At 57.5% G+C, this 21,925-nt stretch carries 10 protein-coding genes; 9 read left to right on the forward strand and 1 reads right to left on the reverse strand.

Annotation, left to right across the window (positions count from 1 at the left end):
* The first annotated feature begins 140 nt into the window (after window positions 1-140).
* Entirely contained in the window at window positions 141-1,208 is a 1,068-nt protein-coding gene (locus tag ACFQY0_RS01580) for a DNA topoisomerase IB (protein WP_379708374.1), read from the forward strand.
* Window positions 1,209-1,262: 54 nt separating this feature from the next.
* Entirely contained in the window at window positions 1,263-1,754 is a 492-nt protein-coding gene (locus ACFQY0_RS01585) for a cytochrome C oxidase subunit IV family protein (protein ID WP_379708376.1), read from the forward strand.
* A gap of 56 nt (window positions 1,755-1,810) precedes the next feature.
* On the opposite strand, the gene ACFQY0_RS01590 is transcribed toward ACFQY0_RS01585, so the two are convergent.
* The gene (locus tag ACFQY0_RS01590) at window positions 1,811-3,730 is read right to left on the reverse strand and encodes a hybrid sensor histidine kinase/response regulator (RefSeq protein WP_379708378.1); all 1,920 of its coding nucleotides are present in this window, start codon (window positions 3,728-3,730) and stop codon (window positions 1,811-1,813) included.
* 347 nt (window positions 3,731-4,077) lie between these two features.
* Between ACFQY0_RS01590 and ACFQY0_RS01595 the strand changes: the two genes are divergently transcribed.
* The 7 genes from ACFQY0_RS01595 to ACFQY0_RS01625 all read left to right on the forward strand — a co-directional run bounded on the left by ACFQY0_RS01595 (window position 4,078) and on the right by ACFQY0_RS01625 (window position 21,905).
* Window positions 4,078-5,745 (forward strand): 4-alpha-glucanotransferase, encoded by a 1,668-nt coding sequence (locus ACFQY0_RS01595; protein ID WP_379708380.1) that lies wholly within the window; start codon window positions 4,078-4,080, stop codon window positions 5,743-5,745.
* Window positions 5,746-5,762: 17 nt separating this feature from the next.
* A complete protein-coding gene (locus ACFQY0_RS01600; RefSeq protein WP_379708382.1) occupies window positions 5,763-6,002 on the forward strand; it encodes a hypothetical protein in 240 nt (79 codons plus the stop codon).
* Between the two features lie 35 nt (window positions 6,003-6,037).
* On the forward strand, window positions 6,038-7,873 hold the full coding sequence (locus ACFQY0_RS01605; protein ID WP_379708384.1) for an alpha-amylase family glycosyl hydrolase: 1,836 nt from the start codon (window positions 6,038-6,040) through the stop codon (window positions 7,871-7,873).
* A 319-nt stretch (window positions 7,874-8,192) separates the two neighbouring features.
* The gene (locus ACFQY0_RS01610; protein ID WP_379708386.1) at window positions 8,193-17,183 is read left to right on the forward strand and encodes a S8 family serine peptidase; all 8,991 of its coding nucleotides are present in this window, start codon (window positions 8,193-8,195) and stop codon (window positions 17,181-17,183) included.
* Between the two features lie 133 nt (window positions 17,184-17,316).
* Complete coding sequence (locus tag ACFQY0_RS01615; protein ID WP_379708388.1) at window positions 17,317-17,676, forward strand: hypothetical protein; 360 nt, start codon at window positions 17,317-17,319, stop codon at window positions 17,674-17,676.
* Window positions 17,677-17,864: 188 nt separating this feature from the next.
* Window positions 17,865-18,575: a cytochrome c3 family protein gene (locus tag ACFQY0_RS01620; protein WP_379708390.1), complete on the forward strand. Its 711-nt coding sequence runs from the start codon at window positions 17,865-17,867 to the stop codon at window positions 18,573-18,575.
* An 18-nt stretch (window positions 18,576-18,593) separates the two neighbouring features.
* Entirely contained in the window at window positions 18,594-21,905 is a 3,312-nt protein-coding gene (locus ACFQY0_RS01625) for a TAT-variant-translocated molybdopterin oxidoreductase (RefSeq protein ID WP_379708392.1), read from the forward strand.
* Window positions 21,906-21,925 lie beyond the last annotated feature (20 nt).

The following is a 21,925-nucleotide window of genomic DNA, read 5'->3' on the forward strand; positions in this document are numbered from 1 at the left end:
GGAGACTGAGCTTCCTGATCCCGGAGAGCATCCTATCAGAATCATGGAACAACCCTGTTAGGAGATCAGGGCAAGTGGTCAGGTCAGGTCGGTGTCTTTTCGTTTGGAACGCATGGCACGTGTCCTGCGAAACGATCTGGATGAAGAAAGCGAAGTCCGCGCGATGTCGACGGGTCCCCGGTTTGGTCTATACGAATGATGGGATGCCGGGTTATCGACGGCGTCGGGCAGGTCGCGGCTTTCGTTACCTTCTTCCGAAAGGTGCCGTTCTGCGGGACCAGCCTGAGATCGACCGGATCAAATCCCTGGCCATACCACCGGCTTACGACTCGGTGTGGATATGCATGAAGCCTCACGGTCATCTCCAGGCGACCGGGATGGACGAAAGGGGGAGGAAGCAGTATCGTTATCACCCCCGGTGGCACAGGTTCGCCGCCGAGAGGAAATTCAGCCAGTTGCCCGAGTTCGCTCTGGCGCTGCCGAAGATCAGGAAGAGGGCGAGGGCGGCGCTAGAGGAAGATGGAGACGCCAGGGGCCGCGTCATCGCAGGCATTGTCAGTCTGTTAGATCGCACGGGCTTTCGGATTGGGAGCCGTCGATACGCCGACGAGAACCATACCTACGGATTGGCATCGCTCCTTTCCCGGCACGTGAAAAAGGGCGATGAGGGATGGACAATGCGCTTCCGGGGAAAGTCCGGGAAACTTCATCGGGCCATTGTCGATGATTCGCGGATAGCGAAGCTGATCGATGACCTTCAGGATCTCCCGGGGCAGTATCTTTTCTGTCACAAGATCGATGGCCGGTGGAGGCCGATCGGCTCTACGGACGTTAACCACTGGTTGAAGGAGGTGTCTGGAGGCGATATCACGGCGAAGCATTTCAGGACATGGCGGGCCTCGCTCCATTGCGCCCGGGAGCTTGCCAAGGAGGATCCGCCAGAGTCCGTTGCGGAGATAAAACGCACCGAGCGGCAGGCAATCTGCAACACGGCGGAGGTCCTCAACAACACTGCGGCGGTATGCCGTAAATACTACATCCATCCGGCTGTTTTTGACGCCTACCGATCGGGAGTCTTGCGAACCAAAATGTCGAAGCCGGCGCCGAGGATGAGAAAATCTGATGATAGCTCGAAGTTGAAGGCCGATGAAAGACGCTTGCTGTGGCTCATCGAGCATTTCGATGGTGGTCGCACGGGAAAAAGGTAATCACGTGCGTAGCGCTCAAGCAGATCTGGCACGCGGCTTGCGAAAAGCCTGAGCATGGAGACGACTGTTCCCTCGAAAGAGAATGAAGCCGCTTCTCAAGGGAGAGCTTCAGAGCCTATGGCGGGTGAGATGCATCCGCACAATCAGGCAAGTGCGGCCAGCATTGAAGCGGTTAGAAGATCGCTAAAGCTCTATCTTTACGTTGGCGTGTTTCTGTTCGTGGCCACGGGGGCAACCTATGCGGTCGCCACGGTTCCCTGGCTGGATGTGGGAGCGCACGGCTTCGACAAGTGGGACGCCATTCTCGGGCTTGCCATCGCCAGTGTCAAAGTGTCGGCCGTCGCGCTGATCTACATGCACTTGAATCATGAGAAAAAGCTCATCTACTGGCTTTTCGGCCTGGCGATCATTCATGCCATAGGATGCTTCATTGGTACCTATTGGCATTTCGCCGACATGACCCATGACAAATATTTCTATGGGGATCCGGATTCCGCCGACCGCGCCCTACTCGGCATGGAGCAAAGGCCTGATGACCGGAAATGACGGCCATCGTCCATTAATAGCTCTGCTTGGATTCAACGCTCCTCGCGGTGCTTGACTCACGAACCTCCGACGTTCTGTGTCGGGTTGTGCTTCAGATATTCCTTGAGGAGTCTCCGGAGGTCATCAGGAACGACGGGCTTCACGAGATGTTCGTCGAAGCCTGCGGCGGCCGATCTTCGCCGATCATCACGGCTGCCCCAACCACTGAGGGCAAAGACGTAGGTGTCCGGGCAAGCCTTGCGGATTTTGAGACAGGCGGCGAAGCCGTCCATCCGTGGCATGCCGAGGTCCAGAAGCACCAGATTGGGATTTTCCTTGGTCGCAATTTCAACCGCTTCCACACCGTCATAAGCGACGAATGTTTTCATCCCTTCCATCTCGAGAAACATCGCCATCACATCGGCGACGGAGCGGCTGTCGTCGGCAACCAGCACCTTGAGCAAATGGCTGTCCGAACTCGTGGGTTCGTCGCCAGTTGTCACTTGCTTATCGCTCTCATTCAGGCTGCTGACGATGGGGAGATGGAGGGTGAAGCAGCTTCCTTTTCCTTCCCCTGCGCTCGCAACGGCGATGGTTCCCCCGTGGAGTTCGGTGAGGGACCTGACGAGGGTGAGACCAATGCCCAAGCCCTGACTTTCACCATAGGTTCCCTGATTGAAGAGCTCGAAAATGGATTCCTGGATCGCAGGTGGAATTCCGATCCCATTGTCTTGGATCGTCACCTTGAGCATTCCGCACTCGCTGGCCTCGACCTTGACTTCGATACGGCCGGCATCAGGCGTGTATTTGGCCGCGTTGGCGACCAGGTTGGAGATGATTTGTGACAGCCGATGGTGGTCCGCCTCGACTTGCAGCGATGACTGACTGAAATCGACCACCAGGTCATGGCGTTTTTCCTCGATCATGGGACCGACAGCTTCCAGGGCCCGCTCGAGGATTTCGCTGAAAGGGACCACGCGTTTGCGCAGTTTGTATTTCCCGCTGCTGATTCTGGAAACATCGAGAAGGTCCTCGATGAGGCGAGCCAATTGGTCGACTTGCCTGCGCATCATGGTGGCGATCTTCGTGACAGTCTGGGCATCGTCGGGAGAGCTCAGCAGAATTTCGAGGCCTGGGAGAATGGGGGCCAATGGATTGCGCAACTCGTGGGCAAGGGTGGCGAGGAACGCGTCCTTGCGTTTGCCGGACTCTTGCAGCGATTCGACTTGTTTCCTGACGCTGAGGTCGCGTGTGATTTTGGCGTATCCCTGCAGGTCGCCCTCGTGGCCGTAAAGGGGGCTGATGGTTACATGTCCCCAGAAACGCTCACCGTTCTTGCGCAGTCGCCATCCTTCGAGCTGAGCCCGGCCGTCCCGGAGTGCGCTTTGCAAAATCCGCGAGGGGAGGCCTGCTGCGATGGCTTGAGGTGGGTAGAATAGGGAGAAGTGGCGACCGATGACCTCGTCTTTCTCGTAACCCTTGATCCTCCTCGCGCCGCAATTCCAGCTGATGATATGTCCTTCCGGGTCGAGGAGGAAGATGGCGGTGTCCTGAACGCTTTCGACCAGAAGCCTGAAGCGGGTCTCGCTTTCACGCAGGGCTTCCATCGTCGTCTTTCGCTCGGTGAGGTCGCGGGTTACCTGGAGATATCCCTGCAACTGGCCTGAAGGGGAGCGCAGTGCGGTTAGAGTGGTATGAGCCCAAAACAGGTGGGCTCCCTTGCGCAGTCTCCAACCCTCGGTAACATAATCGCCATCTCTGGCGGATATGGATAGGCAGGATGCCGGGAGGCCTGATGTCTGGTCCTTGGTGGTAAAGAAAGTGGCGAAGTTTCTGCCGACGGCCTCTTCTGAGGAAAATCCGGTGATTTTCTCGGCTCCCTTGTTCCAATCGAGAACGGTACCGTCCGGGCTCAAGGTGTAGATTGCATAATCGTCGATCACGGCCACCAGATCCCGGAAGCCGGGAAGGCGGGAAGCGATCCATGAGTCGTCCATATCGCTTGATTCGTTCGATGGGAAAGGGGTCGGATTCAACGACCTAGAAATGGAGCTTTGAGGGCAATTCGGCAAGTCCATTTGGGGCATGGCAGGGGGGTGATTGGCGATGGGTGCCAGGCGCTGCAGCCCTTCTCCCATCGGAGCAAAATGCATTTTGCTTCCGGCATTCTGCATCGGATTGAGGCACCGAGTTTGAGCTCGAGTGGGCATTTCCAGCGGAAATCGAAATGGTCCGTTTCTTGCGAAGAGGATTCGGCTTGGACCTTGATGGACCAAAGGACCGCTGAAATGGGCGAACGACCTCGGATATGAATAGTACGATTTTGAATCATCGACGATCTGGAATGCTGGCTCCGGTTTATGCGCTGCGGCACCAGCATGACCTGGGCATCGGAGACACCCGGGCGGTTCGCGAGGCAATCGATTTTTGCGTGCGTCACGGCATCGAAGTCCTCCAACTTCTCCCGATCCATGAAACGTTTGGAGATCACAGTCCATACAACCCGATCAGTTCGCGGGCTCACTCACCAGCCCTGATTTCGCTGTCACCCGAGTCGGTGCCGGGATTGACGCGCGAGATGGTCGAGCGAGCGGCACCCGCGGATTGGGTTGCTCAGCTGAGGAAAGGAAACGTGCGAAACGAGGTCGTGCATCCTCTGAAGAACCAGATCCTCATCAATGCGTATTTTCGCTTTCAGGAGCACGGAAGTAAGGAGGAGCTGGCGGAATTTGATCGCTTCCAGGAAGATCAGTATCAGTGGCTGGCACCTTACACCCTGTTCCGACTACTACTAAGGCAGTACGAGGGGAACACACAGTGGAGTGATTGGAGACCGGAGAACCAGAGTTGGTCCGCCGCTGAGGACTGGCTGTTGCGTCATCCCGCACGCGAGGATCTCGAGCGGCTGAGACGGGGCTTCGCCTTCATTCAATGGGTCTCGTGGAGGCAGTGGAAGGAATTGAAAGCCTACGCCGACCAGCAGGGAGTGCGGCTGATGGGGGAGATGTCCTTCGGTGTGGGAAAGAACAGTGCGGACGTCTGGGCCGAGCCATCGTTGTTCGATCTTGAATGGAGCATTGGCACTCGTCCTCTGGCTCATTTCGACACCACTCCGGAGTCGGAATCGTGGGGACAGAACTGGGGCTTTCCTCCGTACCGATGGGAGAACCACCGATCCAGTTCCTTCGCCTGGCTACGCGGTCGGATTGCCTGGGAGGCAGAGTTTTTTCACGGCTGTCGGCTCGACCATTTGCGGGGATATTTTCGGGTCTACATGTTTCCGTGGGATGGCGGCGCGAGACATGCCGAATTTGCCAACCTGTCGGAGGCCGAAGCGCTCGAACGAACGGGCGGGCGCCTGCCTCGCTTCGTGCCGGGTCCTGATGAAGATCCGGCCGCGGCAGCCATCAACGAGGTTCAGGGGCGCGAGATCATCGGGCATCTGATCGACGCCGCTGGAGATATGGATCTCGTGGCCGAGATCATGGGTGATATGCCGGAATACATGTCGAGAACCCTGGAGGACCTCAAACTTGCCAACCTGTCATTTCCTCAACTGCTGCGCCGTCCTGACGGTGAAATCATTGAGGCGGAAGCGTTCCGTGAATTGAGTCTCGTAACTTACGCGAACCACGACAATGCGCCCTTGTCCCTGCTGTATCTGCATCTTCTGGAGGCAAGCCGAAAGGACCCCGGTGGCCCGGAGGCCTCGGATCTGAAGGCACTCAGAAAGTTTGCCGGTCTGGAGAATGCGCCGCCGCCTGAGCATCTTGACGACGAGTATCTTGAAGCGTTTCAAAAGGCCCTTTTCGGTACCAGCGCCCGTCTGGCCGTGCTGATGTGCAGCGACCTGCTTGGCCTTCCCTTGCGCTTCAATCTTCCGGGCAGCTATGGTCGGGGGACATGGAGTGACCGGCTCGATCTCCCGCTTTCGGAGTATGAAAGTCATCCGAAGTATGGGCCGAGAATCGAAAGAGTTTCGAGGCTTGTTCGAGAAAGCGGAAGACACTGAACAAACCCACCATCGCCATGAAAACCCATCTACCATGCGTGAGAGTATCGGCAGAAGAATGTGACCTGGGAGATTGGCTGGAGTCCTCGCTGGTGCCCGATTGGCACATTGAGGAAACCATCCATCATTTTGTGATTCCCGGACAGATCGCGATCGATCCCGTCCACCAGATTCCCTCGTGCACCCCTCTGATCACCTGGGCATTCCGTATCGAAAGAGGGCGCGACGGATTGATCCGATGGATCAGGATTTCCTAACTTGGAGAGATGTAAAAAATTTAACTGGAAAAATCATGAGTGAAGATAATGGGAGAGATGAAGTGGAACTCGGTGTTCTCGCGGGATCAGATGTGGAATTTCGCGCGGAGACGATCTACTTTCTGGTAGTAGACAGGTTCCACGCCGGAAATCCCGAAAAGGGGCGGGAGGACGATGAAATGTTCGATGCGGAGCATGAGGATTGGGGGAAGTACTGGGGCGGAGACCTTCAGGGCGTACTCGACCGCCTCGATTATCTTCAGTCATTCGGCATTTCGGCCGTGTGGACGACTCCACTTTTCGAGCAGGTTAGGGCGATGACCCGGGATGATAGTCCGAGGGCTCCAATCCACGGCTACTGGACAAGCGACTTCAAACGCATCAATCCCCGCTGGATGAATGATCCATCGGAGAAGCGGCTGTTCAGTCGGGATGACACGGTCTTCGATGTTCTTCTCAACACGATGCACGATCGGAACATGAAGTTTGTCCTCGATATCGTGTGCAACCACAGCTCGCCGGACACCACGGAGGGAAAAGGCAAGCTCTACGACGACGGTGAGCTGATTGCCGACTTCGATAACGACGTCGATCACTGGTATCACCACTACGGTGAAACGCTGGACTGGGATGACGAGTGGCAGGTGAAAAATTGCGAGTTGGGAGGACTTGCCACCTTCAACGAGAACAACATCCTATTCAGGGATCACATCAAGGAATCGATCTCGATGTGGATTCGCAAAGGGGTGGACGCCCTGAGGATCGATACCGTCAAGCACATGCCCATCTGGTTCTGGCAGGAGTTCACGTCGGACATGAGCTTGGTCAATCCGGACGTATTCCGCTTCGGCGAGTGGATCTACAACCACCCGGAAGACGGCCAGTCCGTCGAGTTCGCCAACAAGGCCGGAATGACTCTGCTGGATTTCGGATTCTGCCAGGCGATTAGAGCCTGTCTGGCGGAGGGTCATCCCGAGGGATTCGGGTGCATCAAGTCATTGCTGGATCTGGATGGTGTTTACAACGGGGCCACCGAGCTGGTGACCTTTTTCGAGAATCACGACATGCCCCGACTGCAATCGCTGGGCGCCCCGGATCAGGTTCTGGAGCTGGCGCTGGTTTTGCTCATCACTTCGCGTGGCGTTCCCTGCCTCTACTACGGCTGCGAGCAGTATCTTCACAACGATACGGACGGTGGGGATGACCCATACAATCGCCCCATGATGGAGAGTTGGGAGCCGACCGCGGCGACGCGCCTGATTGGAATCCTTTCGGAAGAACGAAAGCGGAATCGCGCCATTCAGTGGGGCGGGCAATGGCCGAAGTGGGTGGATGCGGAAAGTTATGTGTATCTCCGGCGCTACCGCGACGCCCGTTGTCTGGTATTTCTCAACAAGGGACCCGAGCGGGTGCTGGATGTCGCCGACCTGGAGTATCCGGATGGGGAACACGAATGTCTGATTTCAGGAAGAAAGGTCCGGGTGGAGGAGGGCAAAACCTCCGTGAAGCTCGGACTCAACGAATGCCTCGTTCTTTCGATTCGCGGTGAGCAGGTGGAAAGTCCCACGATCGTGAGAATTCAAGTCAACGGAGCGCCCACGCAACCTGGAGATCGCCTGGCGATCATTGGGGACAGCGAGGAGCTGGGGAACTGGGACCTCAGGCGATGTTACGATCTCGAGTGCATCAACGCCAATACCTGGTTCGGCGAGCTGCCCTTTGATGAATCCGCTGGGAAGGCCGTGGGCTACAAGTACGTGATCTTTCCGCCTGATGGAAATGGAATGCCGCAACGGGAAAATCGGGTGGTCAGGCGGCGCTTGGTCACCCCGGCGGAAACTGCGAAATGGCGGGATTGCTGGGAGGAGTAGGGCAGGTGGATCTGACGGGTTTCCTGGGCGGCGGAGAGCACGAGTTGATATCTCGGGTGACCCGCTGCCGAGGATTTGCAACTGGACTTTCTGAAACCGAATTTTCAGGGTCAAAGGAAGCATGCTGGTTCCACGTCGATCATCACCGAAGCTCCTTATCCTTGGATTATTCCTGTTCGTTCTGGTTATCGCTTGGAAGGGGATCACTTCTTTTCGAACGCCCGACCGCGCCAATCCTCTCACCGAGCAATCGGCTCCGGTGCAAGCCCGGGTTCGGGAGTCCGCAGAGAACGCCGCCGCGGAGCATGCGAACGATCCCATGCCGCCCGTCCAGGCTCGACAAGCTGTTGCGGACCCGGGAGGCGCTCCGGCGGACTCAAGCGGGGGCATCTCAAGTGAGGATCTCGTCCGGGAAGTTCTATTCGAATCCTGGCAGGATGCTGCTCCTGAAAAGGCAGGCCGCCGCCGGATCCGGATTGTCGAGGCCAACTTCAAGTACCCGAAACTGCGTCTGGAGGAGGAAGTCTGGGTGGATGACGGAGCAGGGAATGGGGAGTCGGTGGTGCTGGTAAAAGCCTCGGTGGCGGACCACGTGATGGTGGGAGTGAAGCCAGGAATGGACTCGGATCAAGTGATCGAGGCCATCGAAGCTTCCGGATTCCAGCTGCGTGCGGTGGAGTCCGATGCGTATCTCCTCGTAGAGATTCCGGAATTTCTCACGGTCGAAGCTCAAGAGGAGGCGATCGCGAAACTTCAAGGGCTCGAGGAGTTCATCGATTACGCCGAGCCGGACTATCTGGTTTTTCCCAGTGTGATTCCCAATGATATCTCATTTCCAAATGGCAAGATGTGGGGTTTGGACAATCCAGGGGTGCAGGCCGGAAGTATCGCTGATGCCGACATCGATGCTCCTGAAGCTTGGGACATCCGCCACGATGCCAGTCAGGTGGTGGTGGCGGTGACGGATACTGGCATCCAGTACAATCATGAGGATCTGGTGCCGAACATCTGGACCAATGAGGCAGGGAAGCATGGCTTCGATGCCTACGACGATGACCAGGATCCGATGGATGTGGGCGGGCATGGAACTCATTGTGCCGGGACAATCGGTGCAAAGGGCAATAATGCTGTCGGGCTGAGCGGCGTCGCCTGGGATGTTCAGCTGATGGGACTGAGGTTTCTCGGACCGAACGGAGGGACGACGTCGGACGCGATCCGAGTGATCAACTACGCCCGTCTGAATGGAGCCCATATCATTAGTGCAAGCTGGGGCGGCGGGGGATATTCCAAAGGGCTCTATCAGGCCATCGAGGCATGTGGGAATGCCGACATCCCGTTTGTAGCTGCCGCAGGAAACAGCGGCACGGACAACGATTCGACCCCTCATTATCCGTCCAGCTATGATCTCCCATCGCTCGTCGCCGTGGCGTCGACCAACAGTCTGGACAACTTGTCGTATTTTTCATGTTTCGGGCGCTACTCGGTCGATATCGCGGCACCTGGGAGCGGAATCTGGTCCTCGTATATCGGCTCGAACAATTCCTACAAGTCACTCAATGGAACTTCGATGGCGACCCCTCACGTCAGCGGGGCGCTTGCTTTGGCAAAAGCTCATTTCCCCGATGAAGACGCGGAGGACCTGATTGCCCGCTTGTATTCATCGGTCGACAAGCTCCCCCAGCTTTCTGATAGAGTGGCGACTGGTGGTCGCCTCAATCTCCACAAGCTTCTCGGTGCCTCCTCAGCTGCGGTCGTGTGCGATGATCTCGCCGATGCGCTCAGGTTCGAAGGGGTCCAGGGTTACTGGAGTGGTTCGAACCGCAAGGCGAGCCGGGAGCCGGATGAGGACTCCTTTTCGCTGGCAGGCACAGGATCGAGGAGTCTCTGGTTCGCTTGGAATGCGCCGTATCAGGGCTTGGTCGAGTTTGAGGTGCAATCCAGCGATGAAGGAGTTCGTCTGGCAGCGTTTTCACCCGGGCCCGACGGCCAGCTATCGCTGGTGTGGGATGGAGGAGGCTCGAAGACGGAAGAGCGGCAGACGCTACGGTTTTACAGCGAGGTTGGAAAAGAGTACCGCTTGCTTGTCGATAGCTCCCACCCAACGGGCCAGAATCTTCTGGTGACCCTGGCGCTCAGACCGGTCAATGATCAGCGATCAAAGTCGTTGGCTCTTTTGGGCGACCGATTCGAGACCATTGCTGACAATCGCACGGCGACTGCCGAGCCATTTGAACTCGATCGCCCGCACGCGGGAGTGGGTAAGGGGAAATCCCTGTGGTGGAACTGGACGCCCGAATTTGATGGTGACTTCGTGATGACAACTTACGGGAGTGCGTTCGACACCGTGCTTGCGGTTTACGTCAACGAGGGGAATGCGAGTCTCACGGAAATCGCGTCGAACGACGATCGGAGCGGATTGGATTGGACCAGCCAGGTCGAATTCCCGGCGGTTGGAGGGACTCAGTATTTGATCGCTGTCGATGGCTTTCGAGATGACGCAGCAGGAACGATCGCGTTGAGTGGATTCAGAGGCGATGTGATTCAACTGGTCCGCCAACCGTCCTCGGTGACGGCACCTTTGGGCGACAGAATTGGCTTTGAAGTGGTGGCACTGGCGGGAGGCAGTCTGAGCTATCAGTGGTTTTTTGAGGGCCAGGAAATTCCGGGTGCCACCCAGAGCCGTCTGAGCATCGATCCTGTCACGTCGTCGGACTTCGGATCCTATGAGGTGGAGGTGAGCAACGAGGTAAGTAGTATCCGCAGCGACGCCGTTACGCTTACCGAACTGCGCACGGCTCCGGCAATTGCGCAGAGTAGCGGTAATCAGGTGGTCGTGAGCGGTGACCCCTTGAGGCTAGTGACCACAGTCACCGGGTCGGAACCGATGAGCTTTGCCTGGACCAAGGATGGCGAGTTGATGGAGAACCAGGCCTCTCCGAACCTGGCTTTTCCAGAGGTTTCCGAGAGTGACGAAGCACGCTATGTCCTTACGGCTACGAATGATGTTGGATCGGCACAAGCGACGATCAGGGTGACCGTGGTTGCTTCGCCCTTCGAGGGCTGGGAGTGGAGGCGGGAAGGAGTCCCCAATGATGCCATCACCGATCTCAAGGTGATCGACGGCAAGGTCTATGCCGTTGCGGGCGAACGGATTCTGGTGTCGGAAGACGGTGAGTACTGGACGCCGTGGTTCCTTCCGGCCGGATTCCGGGGCACGAGTATCGCAAAGCTGGGAACGAAGTGGTTTTGCAGCGGGTCCGTGGGGGAAGTGGCCAAGATGGTGGTTTCAACCGACGGAGAAATCTGGCAGCCCCCGGCTGACGTGACCGGCGTCGAAAGGATTTACGCGGGTTTCGCGCCTCCGATGAGACAGATGGAGGTCTTCGGTGGCCGTTTGGTGGCCTGGGCCAGGGATGATAATTCGAATAGCGGTCGGGGTGCGCTTGGCTACGTGTTGGTCTCTGACAATGGCTTCGATTGGAGTTCGGTCAAACTGGCGGGAGGTCAGGCTCTGACATCCAGATCACGGATGGTGGTCGGTCCCGACAAGCTGCTGTTTCCATCCGGGCCGATGATCGTTTATACCGGCAATGCCACCTCGTGGAACAGTGTAGCCTTTGCCGAGCGCAATGACTTCTACCTCGGGGCAGCCAGTTACATCGGCGGCTTCTACTATGTCATGGGCGACTATGGAATCAACGGGATCCATCGCAGTGCAGATGGGGTGTCGTGGGAGGAGCTGGAGTCGTTTGCGGAGTATGCCAACCAATGGGCGCCAGAAAGCATCGGCATGGAGCTGTCCGGGGAAGCGGTCTCGATTCCGATCGACTCGGTAAGTTATGGATGGGGATCTTCAGTGGATCAGATCAAGTGGCGGCAACTGCGCTCGGAGAATGTCCAGAAATTCACCTCAGCGACCGTTTTTAACGGGAAATTGATCTACGGCACAGAGAACGGTGTCCTGCAGCAGGTGTCCGATCCCGAGGAGTTCCGGTTGGCAAAGTCCAACAGTTCCGCTCTGAGCAGTATCTCATTCCTGAATGGCGAATTTGTGGCGACAGGAGTGGCGGGGAACAGTTACTCATGGTTTGGCGAAGGACTTCCAGTAGTGGTTTCCGGTGATGGGGTTCATTGGCGGGAAACTCGTTCGAGAAATCGGGACACGTATTCGTTGATGGCGTTCATTGGAGGACGCTACATCGGGGGAAGCAACCTTCTTCATCAGCCTGCATTTGCGGGCTGGTCAGTGGCTCATTTGGCCGCTGAAGGTCCCGTCATCGACGGTGTTCCTGGCAAGGTCTATTCCTCCGCGATGAGTGAGGGGGTTACCATGGCGGTCGCGCCGCAATCGTCCGGACAAGCGGCGAAAGTATTCAAGGTCAACGAGGAGTTGTGGGAATGGACGGAAATTCCGAGTGAGGTCATTCCCCTGACCCCGACTAATCGCAGCAAGGTTTACAGGTTCGACGGCCAGTGGTTTTTGACTGGCGAGAACCTCGGGTCAGAGGAGGTGTGTCGATCGAGCGACGGGCAGACATGGACGCTCATTCCCGGAGTTTCCGGGAGCCACATGGTTGAAAAGGGAGGGGAGATGTATCTGATTGATGATGCCCTGCGCGCTCACCGCAGTTCGGATGGCGTGAACTGGACGAACCTCTCCCCAAACCTACCAGGCGGGCTGTCGTTCGGCTGGGTGGTTCAGAAGGTGAAGCTGTTCGAAGACACCATTGTAGCGCTTGGTGTCGGCACCCATGGGCAGGGGCCTGCAGTCTTATTCTCGAACGACGGCTCTGATTGGCATTTGGCAAGAACTCCTGGCAATATTCGGGACATCGAAGTGGCCAACGGACAATTTGTGGCCCTGACCGCCAACGGCGGGATTGTTCATTCGGGTCGGCAACATCCGGGCGGGGCCGCGCCATCGGTCGATATCGCCTATCCTCCGGATGAAAGCACCCACCTTGCGGGCTCGACGGTGACGGTGAGGGGAAGTGCTTTTGATGCTGAAGGCTCACCTCTGAGTCTTGAATTCCTGCTCGACGGGCAGTTGCTGGGAAGCGGCTCTGGCGGGGATTTCGAGTTCGCTTTTCCCGTGGAAAACGTGGACGGACATGTGGTGGTGGTCCGTGTCGCGGACGATGCAGGCTTGATCGGCTCGGACGAGATCATGATCCAGTCGACAACGGCAGCGACCGTGAGCCAGCTTGGCAGTATCGCAGGGGTGGACTTTGTTCCTTCAAATTACTGGGTCGAATTCAGAGGAGCGGTTTACGCGGCAGGAGCAAGTGATTTGCTGAGAACTACCGATGGAAGTGAATGGACCAGGGTCGAGATCCCGGTGGTGGGGGGGGAGATCCGCGGGCTGGCGGCCAATGACGAGTCGCTGGTGATGCAGTTCAGCAATGGACAGGTGGCAACAACCCTCGATGGCGTGAACTGGATGCTGTTCGATCCGGTTGTGGGGACTCCGCGGACCCCTGTCAGGGAATCCAATGGATGGCTCGTTTCGAGTCTGAGGGATTCATTTTATTCGAAAACGAGGGTGATGTTTTCCCGAGATGGATTGAACTGGGTGGTAGGTGCCTCCAGTCCTGATGCGGAACTGATATCGTTGTTGAGAACTCCGGGAGGGGTGATGATGGGGATCTATAATGGCCGGGATGTCCGGCGATCGGTCGATGGCGGCAACAACTGGTTTGAGGTTCCTGAGATCGAGGGGTCCCTGGCTTACGCGATCGATATCGAATCCGGTCCACACAGCACGGTGGTGGCGCTGGCGGATGGCAGGATCTTCACGACTGCGGATGATGGTGCGAGCTGGGTTCTGGCGACGACCCTTCAAGGCTTGCCTAGCAGCTGGGGAACGCAATCGAAGCCCCTGAGTCTGAGTTACCTGTCGGGACGCTTCTTCCTCGGCGCCACAAATGATGCATGGGGTTTCACTTCGGATGATGGAGTGGTATGGACGGAGCTTACCGGGGAACCGATTCAAGAAGGCCAGGTAGTGGTTTCAGCAGGTCGGTATCTCGCTTCCGGGTTTGGTGGCGTTGTCTGGAGTCAGGATGGGCTTGATTGGAAACGGGCAAGCCAGGGACCACTGAATGTGGTTTCCAACACCTTGGTGTCGACTGATGGATTTGCCTTGGTCGGCGACATCAATGGAGGAATCTGGAGATCTCGAAATGGTGTCGCCTGGGACCTGCTGGTGCCGGGCGCGGCTCCTGAACTTTCGAATCCGTCCAATCGGGCGGTTATTGAAACAGTGGCCTTTGGTGATCTCCTTGTTAGGAGTCGCACCGATTCCAATCTGGAATACAGCGAGGATCATGGACTGACGTGGAAGGCGTCGACTCTTCGCAGTGGACCGATGATCGGTGGGTCGACCCAACAACTCGTTTCAGGAGAAGGCGCGATTTATCTGATATCCTTCTCTAATGTCTCGGGCATCAGTGTTTTTGTGTCGAGGGATGGTCGGGATTGGACAAGAATCAGGGAATTGGACGAAGCCGAGATCCTGGATCTCGAGTCCCGTGACGGAAAGGCCATCGCCATCGGCAAGGACGGGCGGATCTGGAGCTCGGACGACTTTGGCGATTCGTGGACGGCGAGCGTTGTTCCCGGGATACTAGCCGGGAAGGTGATCGATTGGTTTGACGGTCGCTTTATCGTGTTAGGAACCGATCAGAGTGATGGCAATGGAAAGAATCTGGTGGCAACGCTACTGCACGACGGCACCTGGAGTGTTTCCGGTGAGATCGGTGGCAGCGGAAATGGCGTGGGCAAGATCAGTGCCATCGCGGGCCCCGACGGGTATTTTGTGACCTTCAATGACGGCCGCGTCTACCGAGCGTTGAACGGGGATTTCGCTTGGGAACTGGTGGCCACGGTTTCGCGGAATTTCTGGGTGGATCCGCTGATTCTGTATCGCGAAGGACGTTACTGGCTCAGCGAACCCAACGGCTACATGAGGTATGTTTCCCTCGATGGTTCTTCGTGGACGGCAACCACCGGCAACCTTCCCCGCAATGGGATCTCATCGACTGGATCGGGATTATTAGGTGCTGGCTCAGGCACCGTTCAAAGTGAAGACGGAGTGGAATGGACAGCGATCCCCGGGGTAAACCTCAGTGTCGACGGCGGTTCTCTCATCAAAATCGATGGAGTCCTGAGATTTCAAGATAGGATTTCGGGTGGGGTGCTGGAGTCGACGAATGGCGTGGACTGGGTTTTGAAGAATCCATCAGTTCCGAAGGTCAGCTCGATCAAGACCATGGCCCGCCATGGCGATATGCTGATTGCGGGAGGACTTGCCGGACTCTACGTCAGTCATGCGGAAGGAGCACCGGCCTGGAGGCAGGTTACGATCAGTCAGGCGAATCTTTCCAAGGATGACCGCGTGACCAACTTGATTTCCATCGGCGAGCGCGTATTTGCGACGATTAATTTCGCCCGCTATGGATCATCCTACGCGCAGGAGGTATGGAGCAGTCTCGACGGCTTGGAGTGGACTGAGGTCGAGGGTCTCTCGGACAAAGGGATTGTTGAGCTGGCGGCTTCGTCCGATGAGGTGATGGCGGTCGGCAAAACAGGCAGTCTTTTCCGCTCGGATGACGGTGGTGAAAGGTGGCAGACTCAAGCTGGCCCTGCCTTGGTGAAGGGTTTGGGGATCACCCGATTTGCGGATCGCTGGGTGGTCTTCGGAACGACCAGTATCGCAGCGGAGGGCTCGGTGCATAGTTCAGCCGATGGACAGACATGGATGAGCCATGGAGTGAAAGGGGATCTCGGATCAGAGGTCTATCGGGAGGCTCATGGCAAGTTGGTGGTCGGGTCAAAGTACATGGTGCCCCATCAATCCAGCGACGGCATGAACTGGCAGCCAATGGGAGCTCGCGCGCCCCGCCATTCGTCCGGAAATTACTATGAGGAGATTGTAGAGATACCTGAAGGTTATCTGGCGATGTTCGCAAACGGTTCTCGCTATGGCATGTGGCTGTTTCCGCTGGGAGGAAGCGAATGGGCAGAGATCGTGCCGATTCAGACGGGCGTGATGGACGCCGAGAAATTGGAAGATCGGATCTACCTGTTTGGCATCGATTCGATTTTTGAATGGACCGGTGTGGACCTGGCGGTGGAGGCTGATCCGCTGGAGACGACCGTGGCCGGAGTGGAATCGGAAATTCACCATTTGCTTCGATTGGTGAATCGTGGTTCGACGGCGTCGGCACCGGGGGATTTCCGGATTGGAGGATGGCTTTCTCCCGATCGCTTCATTGGCGACGGCAACGATGTTCCGATTGGGGAACAAGTGATAAGCCTGCCCGGGCTCGCGCCGGGTGAAGGCCTGGAGATTCCGGTGAGCTTCCGACTGCCCAGGGAGATCCCGGTGGGAAGCAGCCATCTGGTGATAAAGTTCGATACTCAGCAGCTTCTGACGGAAACGAACAAGGCGAACAATGTGTGGATTGGCGGATCGGCGGACATTCAGGTGGAGGGCCACCGATTGAATCTGGATACGACCGGCAACGGTGAGGTGGCACGTGATTTCGCCACCTCGTTCTATCCCCATGGGGCAAGCGTCTCGCTCGCCGCCAGCGCGGGCAAGGGCGCGGCGTTCGCGGGCTGGGGAGGGGATGCGCTTGGAGCAGAGAATCAGATTACGATCCTGATGGATGGTGACAAAACCGTCCAAGCGTTCTTCTCAACCCGAGTCAGTCTCCAGGTTCTGGTGCGCGGAGGTGGTGAAGTGACAGGGCTGGCTGATCTGGGGAGTTATGGAGTGGGCGAATCGGCATCGGTTACCGCTTCTCCTGCGGCTGGATGGCACTTCTCCCACTGGAGCGGAGCGGCCGACGGGGTGATGCCCTCGGCTCAGGTGACAATGGATTCATCGAAGCGTCTGACGGCGCATTTTGTCCTACCGATGGATTCATGGAAGTCACTGCATTTTGACGAGGCCGAACTGCCGGACCTGCTGGTTTCGGGTGATGATGCCGACCCTGACAATGATGGACTCGCGAACTGGAAGGAGTATTTGCATGGCTCTGATCCACAGAGTGCCCAATCGAGAGGGATCATCCGTCAGGGAATGGGGGGCGGCTACTACTCGATCATTTACACTCGGAATGCGGGATTGTCCGGGGAGTATTCAATCGTCTGCGAGGCCACGCGGGGAAGCTTCTCCGAGTGGACGGCTCCCGATTTTGAAGAGCGGATCCTCAGCAGTGTCAATGGGGTGGAGACGGTCGAAGCCCAGCTTCCGGTTCTGCCTAACTCCAAAGGCTTCCTTCGCTTTCGATATGAGAAGTGATGAGATTCGCTGGGTCTGACAGGGGAAGTGGATGCCTGATGCACCGAACGCCCGGTGTTGGCCGAGTCCATGAGGGCTGCAGGGCTGCTGGAATTTTGATCGACCCCTTGAAGCAGGGAACTATTTTGCGCCCATGCCTCTTGAAACGGAAATTCCGATGAATCTGTGGATCCTCTTGGGGATCCTGCTGTTCTTTGCATTGCTGATTTTCATTGGTCAGCTACGTCTCGGTGCGCGATTGAAGCGGATCGAGCAGGCGATGGCGGAAGGGGGAAGGAAAGAAGGGGCGCAAAGAAGTCGCGCGCAGCGCAGTGAGGACGAGAGAAGTGCCGACGAAAAGGAACAGTACCTCATCTTTCAGGAATTCCTCGATGAAGACCCGGCACGCAGCGAGCTGCCGAAGAAGGAGCAGTTCGCGGCCTTTCGAAAATGGCGGCGGGAAAAGGGTCTGAATTGGAGCTCAGATGGACGATCAGGCGACAAACCTGCCTGATTGGGGTGCTTCGCAAAGATTCTTTCGCAAAATCTAAAGAAAATCCTTTTTTCCGGTTGCCAGTTCGAGCGGTCTTTGCAACATCGGCGCCCCAGCCGGAACCCTTTCGGCTGGGAGCGTAAAAGAGCTTGTGAAAAATTTCACAAGCACCCAATTTGACCCCGCCGAGCACCCCGACGCCGACCGTCATGGCCAATTTTTTCCCGCGCTGGACTAACCTACTTCCTTTCAAGATCGCAATTTGTGCCGGCGCGCTCGGTGCAGGTGCGGTTGCGGCTTTTACGTGGTATGGCACGCCGAAGACCCAAGCGGTCGGCTACCAGCCATCACAGCCGATTCCATTCTCACACAAGATTCACGCCGATCAGCTCGGATTGGATTGCCGATACTGCCACTCGTTTGTGGACGTGTCCGGTCATTCCAACGTGCCGACGTCGAATACTTGTTGGAACTGCCACCAGCACGTGCAGCAGGACAGCCCGAAGCTTCAGCCGCTGCGCAACCGAATGGATCCGGCGCTCAAGCATCCTGATTTCGGCAAGCCGATCGAATGGGTGCGTGTCCACAAGGCGCCGGACTACGTTTACTTTGACCACTCCGCTCACGTGAACCGTGGCGTCTCCTGTGTGAGCTGTCACGGTCGGGTCGACCAGATGGAAGTGGTCTATCAGGATCAGAATCTTTCGATGGGATGGTGCCTTGAGTGTCACCGCGCTCCCGAGAAGCACCTTCGCCCGCTTGAGGAGGTCTTCAATTTGAAGTTCGATGCCGAGGATTACCTGGCACAGAGCAATCGCGAGGAATTCAAGGACCTCAAAACTCAGGAAGACCTCGGTCTGAAACTCAAGGAAATGTGGCAGGTTCAGCCGCGTGAGTCCTGCGCCACCTGCCACCACTGATTTATTTTTCGCCGACCCATGAGCAAACGCACTTGGCAACACCCCGAAGTCCCCGCAGACGAGAATACCGTCTCCTGGCGCAGTGTCGGGCAGCTTGAGAATACACCTGAGTTCCGCACCTGGCTGGAGCGTGAATTCCCAAGAGGTGCCGCCGAAATGGCGGACAATGAGGACGCCGAGACATCGCGTCGTTCCTTCCTGAAGCTGATGGGCGCATCGACCGCGCTTGCAGGCTTCGGGATGGCCGCCTGCCGTCGCCCCGAAAGCTACATTCTTCCCTATGCGAACGCTCCCGAGTGGGTGATTCCAGGAAAGGCGACCTACTATGCTTCTAGTTTCCCACGTGCGGAAGGCGCGACGCCACTGGTGGTGACGACTTTCGAGGGTCGTCCGACCAAGCTGGGTCCGAACACGCTTCACCCGGACAACTCGGGAACCGACGCTTTTGCGCAAGCCAGCGTCCTTGATCTCTACAACCCCGCGCGCTCCAAGCAGGTGCTGCGCGATGGCCAGCCGACTTCGCGTAAGGAATTTGAGAAGGTTTTCTCGGAGCTTGCGAAGAATAGCTCGGCGAAGGTGGGCGTCGTCTTCGGACGTGATGACTCACCGACGCGTGCCCGTCTGGTCAAGGAGTTGACCGCCAAGTTCAACGGCAATGCCAAGTTCTACGCCTACGAAGCCCTCGAAGGTGAAGCGGTGAAAGCTTTCGACGGTGGTCAGAAGCTGGTCGTGGATTTCTCCAAAGCGGACCGCATCGTTTCGCTCGATTGTGACTTTGCCGGGATCGATCCCGTGGGGCCGGTCACTCCGTTCTTCTCGCGCCGCAAGCCGGAAGGTGCCGGCTACGACAAGAAGCCAAGCGCCGACTCGATGAACCGCCTTTACGCGGTGGAAAGCGCCTTCTCGCTGACCGGCGGCATGGCCGATCACCGCTTGCGCGTGAAGCCGAGCCAGCAGCTCGTCGTGGCTGCCGAGATCGCCCGTCAGGTGGGCGCTGGTGTCAATGTCGGTGATGTCGAGGCTCCGGATGCCGATACCGCCAAGTGGGTTGCGACGATGGTCGCGGACCTCAAGCCGGGCCGCTCGCTGGTGCTCGCCGGTTCGCGCGCTCCCGAAGCGATTCATCTCATCGTCGCGGCGATCAATGCCAAGCTCGACAACGTCGGTAATGACAAGCCTCTCAAGGTTGCCCGCACCGATGCCGGCGCTCTGGCTGGAATCGACCAACTCGTGGCTGACCTCAATGGGGGTTCGATCGAAACGCTGATTCTTTTCACGCCGTCGAATCCGGTTTACGACGCACCTTCGGATTTGGCATTCCGCGATGCTCTTGCCAAGGCCACGACCAGCATTCACTTCGGTCTCCGGACGGATGCGACGGCGCGCGCCTGCAACTGGCACGTTCCTGCGAGCCACTATCTTGAAAGTTGGGCTGATGCCCGCACGGCATCGGGTGTCTACACCATCGTCCAGCCGATGATTTTCCCACTCTACTCCGAGTGTGCGAGTGAGATCGAAGTGCTCACCGCGCTGCTTTCCGAAGATGGAACGCTTTTGACTGGAGAAGGGGAGGAAGGCGCCGCGTCTCCTGCTTACACCGCCGTGCGCAAGACTTTCGAAGGCATCGCTGGAGAAGGGGAGGCTGCTTGGAAAAAGCTTCTTCACGACGGTTTCCTCGCGGACTCGAAGTATGAGGACGATGTGATCAACGTCGCCGACCGCATCGATGCCGCCATCAAGGCTGCGCCGAAAGGTGGTGAGCTTGAAGTGATCTTTGCGACCGACGCCTCGGTTTACGATGGTCGCTGGATCGACAACGGCTGGCTTCAGGAAGCTCCTGATCCGATCAGCAAGATTTCCTGGGACAACGTCGCCCTCATCGCTCCGAAGACCGCGAAAGAACTCGGACTTTACAATGAGATCGTGCCGCTCGAAACGGACACCGCTGCCGTTCCACCTGATAAAGAAGGCGAGCACCGCACCGGTAAGCTGATTTCGATCAAGGTTGGTGACAAGACTCTCGAGATTCCAGTTCAGATCGGCTTCGGTCAGGCTGAAAATACCATCATCGTTTCGCTCGGCTACGGTCAGGGCTACAATGCGGATGACGAACTTGGCCGCGACACTTCCGGTGAAGCCAATGTCAGCCTGGTAGGGGTTAATTCAGGTTTCAACGCCTACCCGCTGCGGACTTCCGCTGCACCGTACTTCGCCGTGCTTGCGGACAAGCCTGCGAAGACCGGCGTGAAATACTCGCTCGCCGCGACCCAGGAGCACCACTCGATGTATGGCCGTTCGCTCGCTCGTGAGATTTCGACGATGACGGACGAGAAGTCCCACAAGGATTTCGACGCTCAACTCGCCAACGTCAAGAAGCAGGGGATCGACTCCCACATGCCTCCGAACGTTTCGCTCTACAAGCAGGAGGACCGCGACGGTCAGCCACTGATCAGCGACAAGATTCACCAGTGGGCGATGTCGATCGATCTTTCGTCCTGCATGGGCTGCAACGCCTGCCTCGTGGCCTGCCAGGCGGAGAACAACATTCCAATCGTCGGCAAGGAACAGCTCGCCAAGGGCCGTGAAATGCACTGGATCCGCATGGATCGCTACTTCGCCGCCGTGAACGGTGATCAGGACAATCCTGAGATGATTCCTCAGCCGGTCGCCTGTGTGCAGTGTGAGTCCGCTCCCTGCGAAACGGTTTGCCCGGTCAACGCCACGGTTCACACCGAGGACGGCCTCAACGCGATGGCTTACAACCGCTGCATCGGCACCCGCTACTGTGCGAACAACTGCCCCTACAAGGCACGTCGCTTCAACTTCTTCGACTACAACAAGCGCAACCCGCTCGTTGCCCACAACCTCTACCGTGGTCCCCTCGGTGAGAAGCAGGTCGGCACGGCTGCCCACCTCCAGCGCAACCCGAACGTTTCCGTCCGGATGCGTGGTGTGATGGAAAAGTGCACCTACTGCGTGCAGCGCCTCAAGGATGCCAAGATCCGCCAGAAGCGCGGTCAGAAGCAGGAGGCGCTCGAAAGCGGCGACTCCACAGCCAACACAGTGAACGTTCACACCCTGCGTATCCCGGTGGACTCCGTAAAAGTCGCCTGTCAGGAAGCCTGCCCGGCCGACGCGATCACCTTCGGTAACAAGCTCGACGAGACCAAGAGCCGCATGATGCGCGCCAAGGGTGTCGAGCGGAATTACGATCTCCTTCAATACATCGGCACTGCTCCACGCACCAGCTACCTGGCCCGCGTGAAGAATCCGAATCCTGCCATGGCTGATGCTCCGCACATCGGCCGAGCTACGATCCACATGCACTGATCCGGCGATCTAACGACTCT

Source organism: Haloferula chungangensis (assembly GCF_042664875.1).
Taxonomy (GTDB): Bacteria; Verrucomicrobiota; Verrucomicrobiia; order Verrucomicrobiales; family Akkermansiaceae; genus Haloferula; species Haloferula chungangensis.